The sequence below is a fragment of the uncultured Roseovarius sp. genome (assembly GCF_963972555.1).
GTDB lineage: Bacteria > Pseudomonadota > Alphaproteobacteria > Rhodobacterales > Rhodobacteraceae > Roseovarius > Roseovarius mucosus.
Map to the genome: position 1 here is coordinate 1 of NZ_CAXAUM010000013.1, position 14,847 is coordinate 14,847.

Consider the following 14,847-nt stretch of genomic DNA (forward strand, 5'->3'; position numbering starts at 1 on the left):
ACCCCCTGCTCCCGAAGCAGGTGCGCTACCAGGCTGCGCTACAGCCCGACCGTGAGACAGGCGATTATACCGCGTGGCGGGGCATTGCAAGGGGTTTCGCGGTGTTTTGCCCGCGCTGTGCAACCGGTCCGAAGGTCGGATTGACAGGGCAGGGGCCACAGGCGTCTAAAGAGACATTCCATCGCTGCCAGGATTGCAAGAGGCCCCCAGATCGCCCATCGCCGCACCCATATCGACAAGGTTCTCGAGGAATCGCAGTCAGCCTCCGCGCCCGCGCGCTCGCGCATCGTCGCCTCTTGGCGGCGTTCGATGCTCAAGCATGGGCTCGACCCCGCCGAGCGCCGTGCACCAGGGCGGATCGCAGCTGACGATCTGACCGCACGCCAAGGCGCGCAGGCGCAATTCCTGCAAGTGGCCGCGCCCAAACTCGATCAGCTCTTCGGCCTTGTCGGCCATTCCGGCTGTGCCGTGCTCCTGACCGATGCCGAGGGGGTTGTTCTGGATCAACGCTGCGCGCAGGGCGATGCCGCGATCTTTCAGGACTGGGGCCTCTGGCAGGGGGCCGACTGGTCCGAGGCGTCCGAGGGCACCAATGGGATCGGCACCTGTCTGGCAGAGGATCGCCGCGTCATCATCCACCGGGATGAGCATTTTCTGGCGCGCAACACCGCCATGAGCTGTATGGACGCGCCGATCTATGGCGCGGATGGGCGCATCATCGGCGCGCTCGATGTGTCCTCGGCCCGTTCCGACCAGACCGAGGCATTCAACCGCCTGATCGCCGCGATGGTGGCCCAGACCGCCCGCCAGATCGAGGCCGACAATTTCCGCGCCGCCCATCCGCGCGCGCGCATTCTCTATGCCGACCACGACGAAACTGAGGCGGCAATGCTGCTCGCGGTCGATGCCGATGACATCGTCGTCGGCGCCACAAGGGCCGCGCGCAAGGCGTTCAATCTGGGGGCCATCGGGCCGATCCGCCCCGTTCCCGCCTCTGACATCTTTGGTCGCGAGGATGGCCCCAGCGGCTTTGAGCGGGCCGAGCGGGCGGCGGTGATTCGCGCCCTTGCCCGCGCGTCCGGCAATGTGTCCGAGGCGGCGCGCGCCTTGGGTATCGGACGTGCCACGCTCTATCGCCGGATGAAACGGCTGGGGATCGGTGAAAACCTGCATTGAAGTGTCTCACTCCTGAGACAGGTGGGCCGCCCGGTGCCCCGCCCCCCCGGTGACGCATGCCGGGGCAGGGCGCATTCTCTGGTCATTCCCGGCGGAGGACCGGGCGTAACCGGAGGAACCCCAATGAACGAGATGACCCAAGTCGCGGGCAGCTATGCCTCGCCCTTCAAGACGCGCTATGACAATTTCATCGGCGGCACATTCGTGCCCCCCGTCAATGGCCGCTATTTCGACAATATCACGCCCATCACCGGCGAGGTGATCTGCGAGGTCGCCCGCTCCGACGCGATGGATGTGGAACTCGCTCTTGATGCCGCCCATGCCGCCCGCGAGGCTTGGGGCCGCACCTCTGCCGCCGAGCGCTCCAACACCCTGCTCAAGATCGCCGATGTGCTCGAGGCCAATCTCGATCTCCTGGCGCAGGCCGAGACATGGGACAACGGCAAGCCCATTCGCGAGACGACCAATGCCGACATCCCGCTGGCCGTCGATCATTTCCGCTATTTCGCAGGCGTCCTGCGCAGCCAGGAAGGCACCATGTCCGAGATCGACCATGACACGGTCGCCTATCATTTCCACGAACCCCTGGGCGTCGTGGGTCAGATCATCCCGTGGAATTTCTCGATCCTGATGGCGGCGTGGAAACTCGCCCCGGCCTTGGCCGCCGGCAATTGCATCGTGCTGAAACCGGCCGAACAGACCCCTGCCGCGATCATGGTTCTGGCCGAACTCGTCGCCTCTCTCCTGCCTGCCGGTGTGCTCAACATCGTCAACGGCATGGGGGCCGAGGTCGGCGCGCCGCTCGCCAAATCCACCCGCATCGCCAAGATTGCCTTTACCGGCTCGACCGCGACAGGGCGCAAGATCATGGAGGCCGCGACCGAGAACCTCATTCCCGTGACGCTGGAACTGGGCGGCAAGTCCCCCAACATCTTCTTCTCGGACGTGATGGCCGCCGATGACGCCTTTCTCGACAAGGCGGTCGAGGGCTTTGTTCTCTTTGCCTTCAATCAGGGCGAGGTTTGCACCTGCCCCAGCCGCGCGCTGATCCAGGAAGACATCTATGAAGAATTCATCGCGCGCTGCATCGCCCGTGTGAAGGCCATTCAGCAGGGCGACCCGCGCGAGATGACCACAATGGTCGGCGCACAGGCCAGCCTGCAGCAGTTCGAAAAAATCATGTCCTATTTCACCATCGGCGTGGAAGAGGGGGCCGAGGTGCTGGTGGGCGGCGACGCTGCCCGCTTCAACGGCGAGATTGCGGGCGGCTATTACATCCAGCCTACCATCCTCAAGGGCCACAACAAGATGCGCGTGTTCCAGGAAGAAATCTTTGGCCCGGTCGTGTCCGTGACCACCTTCAAGGACGAGGCCGAGGCGCTCGCCATCGCCAATGACACGATGTACGGGCTTGGGGCCGGCGTCTGGACCCGCGACGGCACGCGCGCCTATCGTTTTGGCCGCGCCATCGAGGCGGGCCGCGTCTGGGTCAACAACTATCACGCATACCCCGCGCACGCGGCCTTTGGCGGCTACAAGCAATCGGGCATCGGGCGCGAGACCCACAAGATGATGCTGGATCACTACCAGCAGACCAAGAACATGCTGGTCAGCTACAATCCCAACAAGCTCGGGTTTTTCTGAAGGTTCATGGTTAAAGAGTGTGAGCCGCCGGGGTCATTCCCGGCGGTTTTTGCATTGGGTTGACGCTGGCCCCAATCGTCACTGTGCGGAATCAAGGCGCGGCTCATCTCTTGTGGCATTGGCCCCCGCCACCCAGCCAAACCTACGCCGTGCACCCCCTACAAAAAAGGCCCGCGCAATTGGCGGGCCTTTGGACTTTTGTAGCGGCGTTCGCCTCAGAGGCTTGCCTCCAGCGCCGCCACGATGGCATCACCCATTTCCGAGGTCGAGACCGGCGTCACACCGTCCTCGCCCAAGAGGTCGGCGGTGCGCAGCCCGTCCGCCAGCACCTGCTCCACGGCCTTCTCCAGCCGCGTCGCTTCTGCCCCTTGGTCAAACGAATACCGCAGCGCCATGGCAAAGCTCAGGATACAGGCAATCGGGTTGGCCTTGCCCTGACCGGCAATGTCGGGGGCAGAGCCATGCACCGGCTCATAGAGCGCCTTGGGCCGGCCATTGGCCATCGGCAGGCCGAGAGAGGCGGACGGCAGCATACCCAGCGATCCCGTGAGCATCGCCGCCGCATCCGACAGCAAATCGCCAAAGAGGTTGTCGGTCACGATCACGTCGAACTGTTTGGGCCAGCGGCAAAGCTGCATCGCGCCTGCGTCCGCATACATATGGCTCAGCTCGACATCGGGGTAATCCGCGTCATGCACCTTTTGCACGACCTCGCGCCAGAGAATGCCCGACTCCATGACATTGGCCTTTTCCATGGAACAGACCTTGTTGCCCCGCTTGCGCGCCAGCTCGAACGCGGCACGTGCCACGCGGTCGATCTCGCTTTCGGTATAGCGTTGCGTGTTGATGCCCACGCGCTCATTGCCTTCGGTGAAAATGCCGCGCGGCTCGCCGAAATAGATGCCGCTGGTCAATTCCCGCACGATCATGATGTCGAGACCAGCCACCACATCCCGCTTGAGGCTTGAAAAATCCGCCAGCGCGTCAAAGCATTGCGCCGGGCGCAGATTGGCAAACAGGTCCATTTCCTTGCGCAGCCGCAAAAGGCCACGTTCCGGTTTGACGCTGAAATCGAGGTTGTCGTATTTCGGACCGCCCACGGCCCCCAAGAGCACGGCGTCGACCTCTTGCGCGCGTGCCATCGTGTCGTCATGCAGCGGCGTGCCGTGCTTGTCATAGGCGGCCCCGCCCACCAGATCCTCGGAGACGTCGAACACCAGCCCGCGCTTGGCCCCGTACCAGTCGATGATCTTGACCACCTCGGTCATGACCTCGGGGCCGATACCGTCACCGGGCAGAATAAGAAGCGATGGGTTGCTCATGGGGCGTTTCCTTGGCTTGCGTTGGATGTTGCCCGTTGGCCTATACGCAAGCCCCGGAATGGTCAAGAAACCCCGATGTTACGGCAGGCTCAGATCGACCCAGACCAGCCGATGACGGCTGGCGGTGGCGGCCATATCCCCCTCTGGCGTGCCCTCGGGCGGCCAATGCACGCCTGCATCCGCGACCCTCAGATCGACGGCGGGCAGGATATAGGACACCCGCCGCGCACCGGGCCCCGGAGGGGGCCATTCGACGGTTTCCAGATGCGCCGCCTTTTCCCCGGGGTGTATCGGGCGCGGGTCTTGCAGGCGCGGATCGGCCAAGAGCGCGCGCAGCGCCTCAGGCCGCCCTTCGCCGATCTCGGGGTCCAGATTGGCAACGCCCATCAGCACGAACCGTCCCTTTGGCGGTGGTCCCAACAGGCCATCAAGGTAGAGCTGCCAGAACCGGAGCTCATCATGGTTGCGCCGCCCGTTCAGATCCTCGGGACCGTCAAAGACCGGCGGGGTGGCGTGAAAGGTCATCACCTGCAACAGCCCGGAGGGCAACAGCACCGGCACCACCCAATGTGCGCGCGACGACAGGCGCTGCACCGCCTGTGCCGCATCCGAGGGGAAGGGGGCATCGCCCTTTCGGGGCAAAAGCGCGCCGGGCAGGTCCCGCCACAGAAACGCGCTGAAGTCCCGCGCGTCCGCCTCCTCCACGGGATAGCGCGACAAGAGCGCCATGCCACCCTGTCCGGCAAAGGCGCCATATCCCTGCGCATCCCGTGGTCCGCCGCGCCGCCCGTCGCCATCCATGTCGAGCCCGGTGGCGAGACCTGCATTGGGGACGCGGGCAAAGAGGTGTTCGTAACGTGGCCCGCCCCCGTCGGAAATACGGTCGCGCAGCGCGCTCAGCGCAAGCAGATCAAGGTCGTAATCGACCCCCTGCAAGACCAGAATATCCGGCTGAGTTTGCGCCAGCACATGCAGGATTGCTGCAATCTGCGCATCGTCGCCCCGCCGCAAATCCCGCAAAAGCAGGCCCGGCCCCGCGCGTTCCAAGTCTACATTCCAACTCGCCAGACGCAGTCTGTCTGCATAGGCGGGCAGTGCGCAGAGAAATAGCGCGAAAAGCCCCCAGATCAGGCGCCCTGCAGCCCCTTTGCGATCAGCGCGTCGCCTTCGGCATAGGCGCGGCGGCGCTTGTCCTCGATCATGTCGGCGATCCGGCTCATCGCGAGGCCGCGCATCAACATGCTGGCAGGAAGAAACGCCCATGCGGTCATCGTCCAGATCAAGGTTTGCGGTTGCGTGATCGAAATCGGGTCAATCATACCCGAGGCCGCGCGCACCACTGCTGGAATCAAGAATGGCAGCAAAGATCCTAATACAACGTTAAGACCGGCATCCCGCCGCAAACGGTGCAGCACATCGCCGCCGCCCGTGGGATCAAAGAGCGGCAGGTTGATCCAGACGTTGAACGCCCCCGACCGTGCAGGCCAGCCCAGAAACCGCACCAGCGTCACGAAATAGAGGATCATGACCAGCGACAAGGTATAGGAAATCCCCGAGGCGATCCGCACCATGTCTATCAGCGCGGCATCGGCATCTGCAGGCATCATCAGCACCACCAGACGTACGGGTGAATAGGGAAAATCGATAGCGTCGCCCAAACCCCGGCCGAATTGCGTCACCCACTCGGTCGCTTCGGTTGGGTTGGTCGTGCCGCGCACTATCATCGACAATGACACGAGGATGGCGGCCAATGCAAAAAACTTGGATCGGTTGAACGGCGGGGCAAAGCGGAATTCGATGATGCTGGGATATTTGCCGTAGTATTCGATAAAGGTCATGAACCCCGCGAGGATCGAGAGCACGATCACGATCTGCGCGGTATCCGCGCCTGTGGACGGCACGACCAAAGAGGGCGTGGCGACCAGGATCGCAATCAGAATGGCACGCGCAAGCGCACCTGGAATCAGTGAAAACACTGCCCGTTCCCCTTCAACTTGGTCGGTCGCGATGCGGTGCCGCGCCCTTGTTCCAACTTGATCCCACACTTTATGGCGGGTTGCCTCAATCTCGCCCAATTTTTGCCTACTTTCACTATTCACCACAAGCCCTTGGTTAATAAGACGAAAGATTTAGGGCCGATTGAGGGTCCAAGTGGTGCAGGATTGCATCAAACTTGGTTCAACTTTGTGGCGTAAGGGGCTGTAAACACTGTATCTTGTGGCCTGTGTCGGGCTGGCCACAAGGCGCGCGGCCAAAAGAAAACGCCGCGAATTGCTCCGCGGCGTCCTTTTCTTGTGTTGCGGTCCGGTTCAGACCCAGGGGCGCGCCTGTGCTGCCTGCGCCTCAAAGCTCTCGATGGCCGCGGCCTTTTCCAGCGTCAGGCCAATGTCGTCCAACCCTTCCAGCAAGCAATGTTTCTTGAACGCATCCACTTCGAAGCCAAAGATTTGACCTTCCGACGTCGACACGGTCTGCGCCTCCAGATCAATCTCGATCCGCGCATTGGCGCCCTTTTCGGCCTCTTTCATCAGCACATCCACCTGCTCTTGCGGCAGGGCAATCGGCAGGATGCCGTTCTTGAAGCAGTTGTTGTAAAAGATATCGGCAAAGCTCGGCGCGATGACACAGCGGATGCCGAAATCCTTGATCGCCCAAGGGGCGTGCTCGCGGCTCGACCCGCAGCCGAAATTGTCGCCCGCAACCAAGATCTGCGCGTCGCGATACTGCGGCTTGTTGAGCACGAAATCGGGGATTTCCTTGCCCTCGCTGTCATAGCGCATCTCGTCAAAGAGATTGACCCCGAGCCCCGACCGCTTGATCGTTTTGAGGAACTGCTTGGGGATGATCATGTCGGTGTCGATATTGATAAGGGGCAGGGGGGCGGCAATGCCGCTGAGTTTCTCGAACTTTTCCATCACATCATCTCCCTTACATCCGTCAGATGCCCCGTTACCGCTGCCGCCGCCGCCATGGCGGGGCTCATCAGGTGGGTGCGTCCGCCCCGGCCCTGACGCCCTTCGAAGTTGCGGTTCGAGGTGGCCGCGCAGCGCTCGCCCGGCGACAATTGATCGGGGTTCATCGCAAGGCACATCGAACAACCCGCAAGCCGCCATTCAAACCCGGCCTCGATGAAAATATCCGCCAGCCCCTCTTCTTCGGCCTGCGCCCGCACAAGGCCAGAGCCGGGCACGATCATGGCGCGTTTCACCTTGATCTTCTTGCCCTTCAGGATTTCGGCCGCGGCCCGCAGATCCTCGATCCGGCCATTGGTGCAAGAGCCGATAAAGACGGTGTCGATCTCGACCTCGCTCAGCTTCTGACCGGGCTTGAGGCCCATGTATTCCAGCGACCGGCGGGCCGCGTCGACCTTGCCGCCGGTGAAATCCTCGGGCGCGGGCACGGTGGCGGTAATCGGCAACACGTCCTCGGGGCTCGTGCCCCATGTCACGACGGGGGCGATATCCTCACCCTTGAGTGTCACCACCTTGTCCCAATGCGCGTCATCGTCAGAATAGAGCGTCTTCCACCAATTGAGCGCGGCTTCCCACTGCGCGCCCTTGGGCGCGTGCGGCCGGCCTTTGACATATTCGAATGTCTTTTCGTCCGGCGCAATCAGGCCCGCGCGCGCGCCGCCCTCGATTGCCATGTTGCAAACCGTCATGCGGCCTTCCATGCTCAGATCGCGAATAGCCTCGCCGCAATATTCGATCACATAGCCGGTGCCGCCCGCCGTGCCGGTGGCGCCGATGACCGAGAGCGTGATGTCCTTGGCGGTCACACCGGGGCGCAGTTTGCCGGTGATCTCGACCTTCATGTTCTTGCCCTTGCGCTGAATGAGCGTCTGCGTCGCCAGCACGTGCTCGACCTCCGAGGTGCCGATGCCATGCGCGAGCGCGCCAAAGGCCCCATGCGTCGCGGTGTGGCTGTCACCGCACACCACGGTCATGCCGGGCAGGGTCCATCCCTGCTCGGGGCCGACAATATGCACGATCCCCTGGCGCACATCCGACACCGGATAATAATGAATGCCGAAATCGCGCGCATTCTTGTCCAGCGCCTCGACCTGAATACGGCTGTCCTCGGTCATGGTGGCGGCATTGGCGCGGTCGAGCGTGGTCGGCACGTTGTGATCGGGCACGGCGATGGTCTTGTCGGGGGCGTGCACCTTGCGCCCGGCCATCCGCAGCCCTTCAAAGGCTTGCGGGCTCGTCACCTCATGCACGAGGTGGCGGTCGATATAAAGAAGGCAGGTGCCATCTTCGGCCTCATGGGCCACATGGGCATCCCATATCTTGTCATAGAGTGTCTTGGGGGACATGCGTCCTCTCCCGTTTTGCTGGTTGGATTGGCTAAGAGACGTCACGAAAAGGCGGCGCGCCTCATAGGCGCGCAGTAATGCTGCGCATCGCCCCAAAGAACCTCCAGGGCAGGCGCGCGCGATCATCCATGTCGAAAACCCGTGTCATGCACCGCAGATACAGTGCCGCCGCCCCTCTATCAAGAGGGTCGCGTGCCGCGATGCGGTCAATGCCGAGCCGCCCGCGCTTCATCTGGCCCGAAATCCCTCGGGGGAGTCCCGGATGAAATCCGGGACGGGGGCAGCGCCCCCATCCCGCTTTTCAGATCAAGGCTTGTCCCCAATCTCGCCTGTCAGGGTAAAGAGCCGCTTGGGATCGCCCGCCGGTTCGATCCTGAGCGCGCCAACCCCGCGCTTGTCCGCGAATTGCCCGGTGCCGCTGACCAGTTCCCAAAACCCGTCATCATGCAGGGCAGGCTTGTCGGCCCCTTTCATGAACACGGCGCGCACGGTGAACTTGATGACCGCCACATCGCCGTTTTCCGCCTCGAACCGCAGATAGCCGCGCGGATCGCCCCCCAGGGGCGGCTGAATGTCATGCCAGCCGAATTCCGTGACCTTTGCCCCGGCCAGCACGCCCTCTCCCTCGGATACGCCTTCGCGGCGCACCGCCAGCACGAAATGCGGGGTGCCGTCGCCCATCTCAAAGCGCATCTGCTCTTGCGGGTCCATGACCGCGCTGACGGATACGGGCGCGGCCATCGCCCCGCCCTCCAGCAGCAAGGTAATTGCGCACAGCGCCGCAAGGCGTACTGTCCCAAATCTAAAATGCATTTGTGGTTCTCCTAAGAAACGATCTGTCCAAGCCTGATCGGCCGACAGGCAAAGCTTTTCACGCAGGCACCACGCGCTCAACGGTTGTTTGATTTCAGTCAGTCACTTATGCGTGCAAATATCGTGATTTCGGAATGTATGGGGGCCACGCTCAGTCCGACGACAGCATATAGCCCTCGCCGCGCACGGTCTGCAGGTAGCGCGGCTGCTTGGGATCGCTCTCGATCTTGCGGCGCAGGCGGGTGATCTGCACATCCACGGCGCGCTCCTGCGCCTGTCCGCCATCGCGGCCGAGATCCTCGACCAGCTTGGCGCGACTCACCGGCTTGCGCAGGTTCTCGGCAAAGATCCGCATCAGCTGCACCTCGGTCGCGGTCAGGCGCACAGGCTTGCCCGCCCGGCTGAGTTCCGCGCGCTCGATGTCATAGCGCACGGGCCCCAGATGCACGACCTTGGGTTGCGCCGGCTCCTGCTCGGGCTCGGGCATCCGACGCAGGATCGCGTTGATCCGCAGCAACAGTTCCTTGGGCTCGAACGGCTTGGGCAGGTAATCATCTGCACCCGCCTCCAGCCCTTCGATCCGGTCGGGTGTCTCGCCCTTGGCGGTCAAGAGCAGGATCGGCGTCTTGTGGGTGGCGCGCAGCGCGCGGGTCAATTCCACCCCGCTCTCGCCGGGCATCATCACATCCAGCACGATCAGGTCGAAATCCAGCCCCGCCAGCACGCGGCGCGCATGGCCTGCGTCGCGCGCCACGGACACCAGGAATCCATGCCGCATCAGGAACTTGCGCAAAAGGCCGCGAATACGCTCGTCGTCATCCACAATCAGCAGATGGGGGGCGGGCTCGGTCATGTGTCACTCTCCCGGATGGCGTAATAGCGGCGGCGCAAGTCTGGTTCCATCATCGCCTCAAGCACCTGACGGAACCCGGCCACGGCCTGCGGACCCGCCGCGCGATAGGCGGCGCGCATGCGCGCGCGCTGTGCGTCCGACAGCTTGCGCTCCAGCGCTGCCCCTGCGTCGGTCAAGGTCAGGTGCCGCTCGCGCTTGTCCGTGGTGCCGACCCGGCTCTCGACCAGCCCGTCCTCGATCAGGGTGCGCAGCACGCGGTTCAGCGATTGCTTGGTCACGCCAAGGATGGCCAGCAGGTTGTTGACCGTGGTGCCGGGGCTGCGCGCGATGAAATGGATCGCCCGGTGATGTGCCCGGCCATAGGCCATGGTGGCCAGAATACGGTCGGGATCGGCGGTAAATCCGCGATAGGCAAAGAACATCGCCTCGATACCCTGACGCAATTGCTCGTCGGTGAGAAACAACAGGTTTTCGCCACCATGCATTTCGGCCATGCTCAGGCTCCGTTCACAATCATCACGCCACATATTTCATATTAAGTCAGCTTTGTTGACATTCCAAGATCAAACTGCTACCGAATCTCAGTTTTTGCGCAATAATATGTCCGGGGCGGACATAAGTAGCGCAATAAATGCAAACATCGCGAAGAGGAAGCGGAAATGTCTGGCTATGACGATCGGGACGGCAAAATCTGGATGGATGGCAAAATGGTGGACTGGCGGGATGCCAATGTGCATATCCTGACCCATGCGCTGCATTATGCCAGCTCGGTCTTTGAGGGCGAGCGCTGCTATGGCGGCAAGGTCTTCAAGAGCCGCGCCCATTCCGAACGCCTTCTGAAATCGGGCGAGTTGATGGATATGGCGATCCCCTACACCGTGGACGAAATCGAGGCGGCCAAGCGCGCCGTGCTCGAGGCCAACAACCTCACCGATGCCTATGTCCGCGTCGTCGCCTTCCGGGGAGCGGGCCCCGACATGGGTGTTGCCGCTGCGCGCAACCCGATCCGCATGGCCGTCACCGCCTGGGAATGGGGCAATTACTATGGCGACGCCAAGATGAAGGGGGCCAAGCTCGACATCGCCAAATGGAAACGCCCCAGCCCCGAAACGATCCCCGTCGCCGCCAAGGCCGCCGGTCTCTACATGATTTGCACCATGTCCAAACACGCCGCCGAGGCCAAGGGTTGCTCGGATGCGATGTTCCTCGACTATCGCGGCTATGTGGCCGAGGCGACGGGGGCCAATATCTTCTTCGTCAAGGATGGCGAGGTGCATACGCCGCTGGCCGATGCGATCCTCAACGGCCTCACGCGCCAGACCGTGATCGGTATGCTCAAGGATCGCCAGATCAAGGTGCATGAGCGCCATATCATGCCCGAAGAGTTGGAAGGGTTCGAACAGTGCTGGCTGACCGGTTCCGCCGCCGAGGTGACGCCGGTGGGCCAGATCGGCGACTACACCTTTGAGGTGGGCGCGATGACGCGCGACGTCTCACAGGCCTACGAGGCGCTTGTGCGCGCCTGACCGGCTGCAAAGCCCCGGCCGGACCCCGGCCCTAATTTCGCCACAATCGCCGCTCGGTCCTGTCGGGCGGCGTTTTCATGCGGAGTCTCGTGTTTTTGCACCGTGCTGACTGAGTGATTCGCTGAAATTTCACACCGCGACGCCATTTGATCCCGTAAAAGTTCCCCTCAAAGCTCTCCTTAAACGTGTCAGAAATGTGTCGCGCCTGCGTCGCACAACGCAGCTCTGCCTGCCAGGGCTTCGGCGCGCAGTCCAGATCACCCGCCGTTTCCAGGTCTGCAACATTACGCTACGTCGCGACCCGTTCTTGGCAACCAAAGCGGTATTTTTCCCCCTATCGCGGCGGCAATGCGCGGCGTATCGAAGGGTTGTTTCGAGGGGTGGGACAATCCGGCGCGCAACCCCTTGTGCGATCCGTGATGCCGTCAACAGTTCGAGGGACAGTTTGTGGTTAAAATGTGGCATGATCTGGCTGCATCCGGACAAAATGGGCAAGGCGCATTGTGGCAAAACATCGGCGGCCACAGGGGGGGCTGCCGTGACCTGACGGGAAGCGGTGGCGGCCGAAAACACCCCTGAGTTGTATTTTTTCGGGGTCCTTGACTTGGTCAGAGGCAAGGTGCATCAACATGTAAGTTACGTTAATAACTAGTAAATCTGGAAATGACAGGCAGTGGGGGCATTGGCCGGTCGTATCCTCGGGGTGAATTGCCTGACCGAAGTCATATGCGAAAAGTGACGCATTACTTGGTCCCAGCCTGCCGAACTCTGGCGACAGTTGCGCCACATTTCGGACATCATTGTAACGGTGCGCCAGACGACAGGTGCGGCCCGTGGCAACAGGCAGGGCGGGGTATGTGTAAACGGTTTTAGGGTTTCGAGATTCTGGGGAGAGCTGCCATGTCACTGCGATCTATTTCGGTGCCTTTGCGCCGGGAAGACGCGAATTTGATTCAAAATCCGACCGTCGGATTGAAATCGGTTCAGGTCTACGGACATTTTTTTAAGCGCGTTCTGGATATTGTGATCGTCCTGCTTGCGGCACCCGCCGTGCTCACGGTCGTACTCGCCCTTTGCGTGTTGATTGCACGGGATGGCGCGTCGCCCTTCTATTCGCAGGACCGGGTTGGCAAGAATGGCCGCATCTTCCGGATGTGGAAACTGCGCAGCATGGTGCTGAATGCCGATGAACAGCTTGAGAGCTATCTTGCGGCCAATCCCGCCCGGCGTGTGGAATGGGACGAGCATCAGAAATTGCGCCATGATCCGCGGATCACCCGCATCGGTCGGCTGATCCGCAAGACCTCGCTTGATGAGCTGCCGCAGCTGTGGAACGTGCTGATCGGTGATATGTCGATCGTGGGCCCGCGCCCCATGATGCCCAACCAAAAGGCGCTCTATCCTGCTCGCGGCTATTACGCCCTGCGTCCCGGCATCACCGGCTATTGGCAGATTTCGGTGCGCAACGAGAGCAGCTTTGCCGAACGCGCCCAATTCGATACCAAGTACCTGCGTGAGCTGTCCTTGTGGACCGACCTGCGCGTGATGCTCTGCACCTTCCGCGTGGTCTTGACCGGAACTGGCTGCTAGAGCAGCCGGGCAGCCCTGCCTGAGCGCGGGACAATCCGTCCGGGACTGGCGCATTGATGCACCTAGCCGCCAAAATCGCGGCGCATCGGTCTGAATCTATTGAAATTCATCGGTTTTGGCACCTAGGCTGTTCGTGCCATCTGGCTTTGTGGGGCGCGCTGCGACCCGCTGCCAGACCGGCGAAACAGTCAAAGAGGTGCCCGGCGCGTCATGCCCAATGCCTTGGCCTATCTGATGCTGGCCGCCTGGCCGCTGATCACGCTGGTGATGTTCCGGCGTTGGCCCATGGAGCGTGCGCTGATCTGGTCGCTCTTGGGCGCCTATATGTTCCTGCCGCCGCCGCCCGCTGCCTTCGATTTCCCGCTGATGCCACCCCTGACCAAGGAATCGCTGCCCAGCCTTGCCACCTTCGTCATCTGCCTCATCCATGCCAAGGCCCGCGCGCCGCTCTTGCCTCAGACCCTGCCGGCCCGCGCTCTTGTCGTCCTCTTCATCCTCAGCCCGGTGGCCACCGTCCTCACCAATGGCGAGCCGGTGTTCTATGGCCGTATCGGCCTGCCCGCGCTCGGGCTCAAGGACATGGTGGCGCTCTGCCTTCTGCAAACCATTCTGCTCTTGCCCTTTCTTCTGGCGCGGCAACATCTGGCCACGCCCAAAGGCTTGCGCGAATTGGTCATGGCGCTGATGCTGGGCGGGTTGATCTATTCCCTGCCGATGCTTCTCGAGGTGCGGCTCTCTCCCCAGCTCAACATCTGGATTTACGGCTACTTCCAGCACAGTTTCGAACAGATGATGCGCGCGGGTGGATTTCGGCCCATCGTCTTCATGTATCATGGCCTCTGGGTCGCCTTCTTCACCGTCATGGCCATGACCTGCGCCATTGCTTTGGCGCGTGAAGCGGATATGCGACGGCGCATCTTTTACCTTGTGGCGGCACTCTATCTTGGCGGTGTTCTGGTGCTCTGCAAATCGCTGGGTTCGCTGATCTATGGCGTCTATCTGGCACCGCTGGCACTTTTCCTGCCCACCCGGATGCAAATCCGCATCGCAGGGGTCATGGCGGTGGTGGCGATCGCCTATCCGGTGCTCAAGGGCGCAGGCTTGATCCCGGTCGACTGGATTCTCGAACAGGCCGCCAAGGTGGACCCCGAGCGCGCCAATTCCCTGCGCTTCCGCCTCGATAACGAGGACATCCTCATGGAACGCGCCCTTGAAAAGCCGCTCTTTGGCTGGGGCAGTTGGGGGCGCAACCATATCCTCAATCCCGTAACCGGCGTGATCGAGACAGTGACCGATGGGCGTTGGATCATCCTGATCGGCATCTTCGGCTGGGTTGGGTATCTGGCGGAATTCGGCCTGATTGCCCTGCCGGTCCTGATGCTCTGGATCTATGGTCGCCGTTTGGGCGATGCCGCCCATATGCGCCTGATTGGCCCGGTGGCGCTCTTGCTGGCGATCAACCTGATCGACATGCTGCCCAATGCCACGCTCACGCCGCTCACATGGCTTTTTGCCGGCGCGGTGCTGGGTCTGGCAGAGACCGCGCGCCATCAGCGCCCTGTCGCGTCTCGCCGCCGCCCTCTGGGCTGGCGGCCGATCATGTGA

13 protein-coding genes are annotated in these 14,847 nt (G+C 62.2%); 5 read left to right on the top strand and 8 right to left on the bottom strand.

The genetic code is table 11. The annotated features are described in order from the left end of the window. Nucleotides 1-309 precede the first annotated feature (309 nt). Together AACZ65_RS12860 and adh are read left to right on the top strand one after the other, a co-directional pair. Nucleotides 310-1,176 carry a GAF domain-containing protein gene (locus AACZ65_RS12860; protein ID WP_339671455.1) on the top strand — a complete coding sequence of 289 codons (867 nt, stop codon included), beginning with the start codon at nt 310-312 and terminating at the stop codon, nt 1,174-1,176. Nucleotides 1,177-1,299: 123 nt separating this feature from the next. Then, entirely contained in the window at nt 1,300-2,820 is a 1,521-nt protein-coding gene (adh, locus tag AACZ65_RS12865) for an aldehyde dehydrogenase (RefSeq protein ID WP_339671457.1), read from the top strand. A 215-nt stretch (nt 2,821-3,035) separates the two neighbouring features. Here adh and leuB read toward each other — a convergent pair whose 3' ends face one another. From leuB to AACZ65_RS12905, 8 genes are all read right to left on the bottom strand, one after another. Beyond that, on the bottom strand, nt 3,036-4,142 hold the full coding sequence (gene leuB / locus AACZ65_RS12870; protein ID WP_339671459.1) for a 3-isopropylmalate dehydrogenase: 1,107 nt from the start codon (nt 4,140-4,142) through the stop codon (nt 3,036-3,038). A gap of 78 nt (nt 4,143-4,220) precedes the next feature. Beyond that, nucleotides 4,221-5,270 carry an endonuclease/exonuclease/phosphatase family protein gene (locus tag AACZ65_RS12875; protein ID WP_339671611.1) on the bottom strand — a complete coding sequence of 350 codons (1,050 nt, stop codon included), beginning with the start codon at nt 5,268-5,270 and terminating at the stop codon, nt 4,221-4,223. Further along, on the bottom strand, nt 5,270-6,118 hold the full coding sequence (locus tag AACZ65_RS12880; RefSeq protein ID WP_339671461.1) for a hypothetical protein: 849 nt from the start codon (nt 6,116-6,118) through the stop codon (nt 5,270-5,272). The genes AACZ65_RS12875 and AACZ65_RS12880 overlap by 1 nt, the downstream gene beginning before the upstream one ends. Before the next feature lie 333 nt (nt 6,119-6,451). After that, the gene (gene leuD / locus AACZ65_RS12885; RefSeq protein ID WP_037272495.1) at nt 6,452-7,057 is read right to left on the bottom strand and encodes a 3-isopropylmalate dehydratase small subunit; all 606 of its coding nucleotides are present in this window, start codon (nt 7,055-7,057) and stop codon (nt 6,452-6,454) included. Next, a complete protein-coding gene (leuC, locus tag AACZ65_RS12890; RefSeq protein ID WP_339671464.1) occupies nt 7,057-8,460 on the bottom strand; it encodes a 3-isopropylmalate dehydratase large subunit in 1,404 nt (467 codons plus the stop codon). The genes leuD and leuC overlap by 1 nt, the downstream gene beginning before the upstream one ends. Before the next feature lie 306 nt (nt 8,461-8,766). Then, complete coding sequence (locus tag AACZ65_RS12895; RefSeq protein WP_339671466.1) at nt 8,767-9,273, bottom strand: hypothetical protein; 507 nt, start codon at nt 9,271-9,273, stop codon at nt 8,767-8,769. Nucleotides 9,274-9,424: 151 nt separating this feature from the next. Beyond that, nucleotides 9,425-10,126 carry a response regulator gene (locus AACZ65_RS12900; RefSeq protein ID WP_339671468.1) on the bottom strand — a complete coding sequence of 234 codons (702 nt, stop codon included), beginning with the start codon at nt 10,124-10,126 and terminating at the stop codon, nt 9,425-9,427. Then, nucleotides 10,123-10,620: a MarR family transcriptional regulator gene (locus tag AACZ65_RS12905; RefSeq protein ID WP_339671470.1), complete on the bottom strand. Its 498-nt coding sequence runs from the start codon at nt 10,618-10,620 to the stop codon at nt 10,123-10,125. The genes AACZ65_RS12900 and AACZ65_RS12905 overlap by 4 nt, the downstream gene beginning before the upstream one ends. A gap of 165 nt (nt 10,621-10,785) precedes the next feature. Here AACZ65_RS12905 and AACZ65_RS12910 point away from each other — a divergent pair, with 165 nt between their 5' ends. The 3 genes from AACZ65_RS12910 (at nt 10,786) to AACZ65_RS12920 (ending at nt 14,847) form a co-directional block, all read left to right on the top strand. Continuing rightward, nucleotides 10,786-11,652, top strand: a complete 867-nt coding sequence (locus tag AACZ65_RS12910) for a branched-chain amino acid aminotransferase (RefSeq protein ID WP_037272501.1) — start codon at nt 10,786-10,788, stop codon at nt 11,650-11,652. A gap of 900 nt (nt 11,653-12,552) precedes the next feature. Further along, complete coding sequence (locus tag AACZ65_RS12915) at nt 12,553-13,242, top strand: sugar transferase (RefSeq protein ID WP_339671474.1); 690 nt, start codon at nt 12,553-12,555, stop codon at nt 13,240-13,242. Between the two features lie 210 nt (nt 13,243-13,452). Further along, a complete protein-coding gene (locus tag AACZ65_RS12920; RefSeq protein ID WP_339671476.1) occupies nt 13,453-14,847 on the top strand; it encodes a hypothetical protein in 1,395 nt (464 codons plus the stop codon).

What these genes read in the sequence shown, in the direction of transcription:
- AACZ65_RS12860 (WP_339671455.1), top strand. Translation starts at nt 310, where the DNA reads ATGCTCAAGCATGGGCTCGACCCCGCCGAGCGCCGTGCACCAGGGCGG.
- adh (WP_339671457.1), top strand. Translation starts at nt 1,300, where the DNA reads ATGAACGAGATGACCCAAGTCGCGGGCAGCTATGCCTCGCCCTTCAAG.
- leuB (WP_339671459.1), bottom strand. Translation starts at nt 4,142, where the DNA reads ATGAGCAACCCATCGCTTCTTATTCTGCCCGGTGACGGTATCGGCCCC.
- leuD (WP_037272495.1), bottom strand. Translation starts at nt 7,057, where the DNA reads ATGGAAAAGTTCGAGAAACTCAGCGGCATTGCCGCCCCCCTGCCCCTT.
- leuC (WP_339671464.1), bottom strand. Translation starts at nt 8,460, where the DNA reads ATGTCCCCCAAGACACTCTATGACAAGATATGGGATGCCCATGTGGCC.
- AACZ65_RS12895 (WP_339671466.1), bottom strand. Translation starts at nt 9,273, where the DNA reads ATGCATTTTAGATTTGGGACAGTACGCCTTGCGGCGCTGTGCGCAATT.
- AACZ65_RS12900 (WP_339671468.1), bottom strand. Translation starts at nt 10,126, where the DNA reads ATGACCGAGCCCGCCCCCCATCTGCTGATTGTGGATGACGACGAGCGT.
- AACZ65_RS12905 (WP_339671470.1), bottom strand. Translation starts at nt 10,620, where the DNA reads ATGGCCGAAATGCATGGTGGCGAAAACCTGTTGTTTCTCACCGACGAG.
- AACZ65_RS12910 (WP_037272501.1), top strand. Translation starts at nt 10,786, where the DNA reads ATGTCTGGCTATGACGATCGGGACGGCAAAATCTGGATGGATGGCAAA.
- AACZ65_RS12915 (WP_339671474.1), top strand. Translation starts at nt 12,553, where the DNA reads ATGTCACTGCGATCTATTTCGGTGCCTTTGCGCCGGGAAGACGCGAAT.
- AACZ65_RS12920 (WP_339671476.1), top strand. Translation starts at nt 13,453, where the DNA reads ATGCCCAATGCCTTGGCCTATCTGATGCTGGCCGCCTGGCCGCTGATC.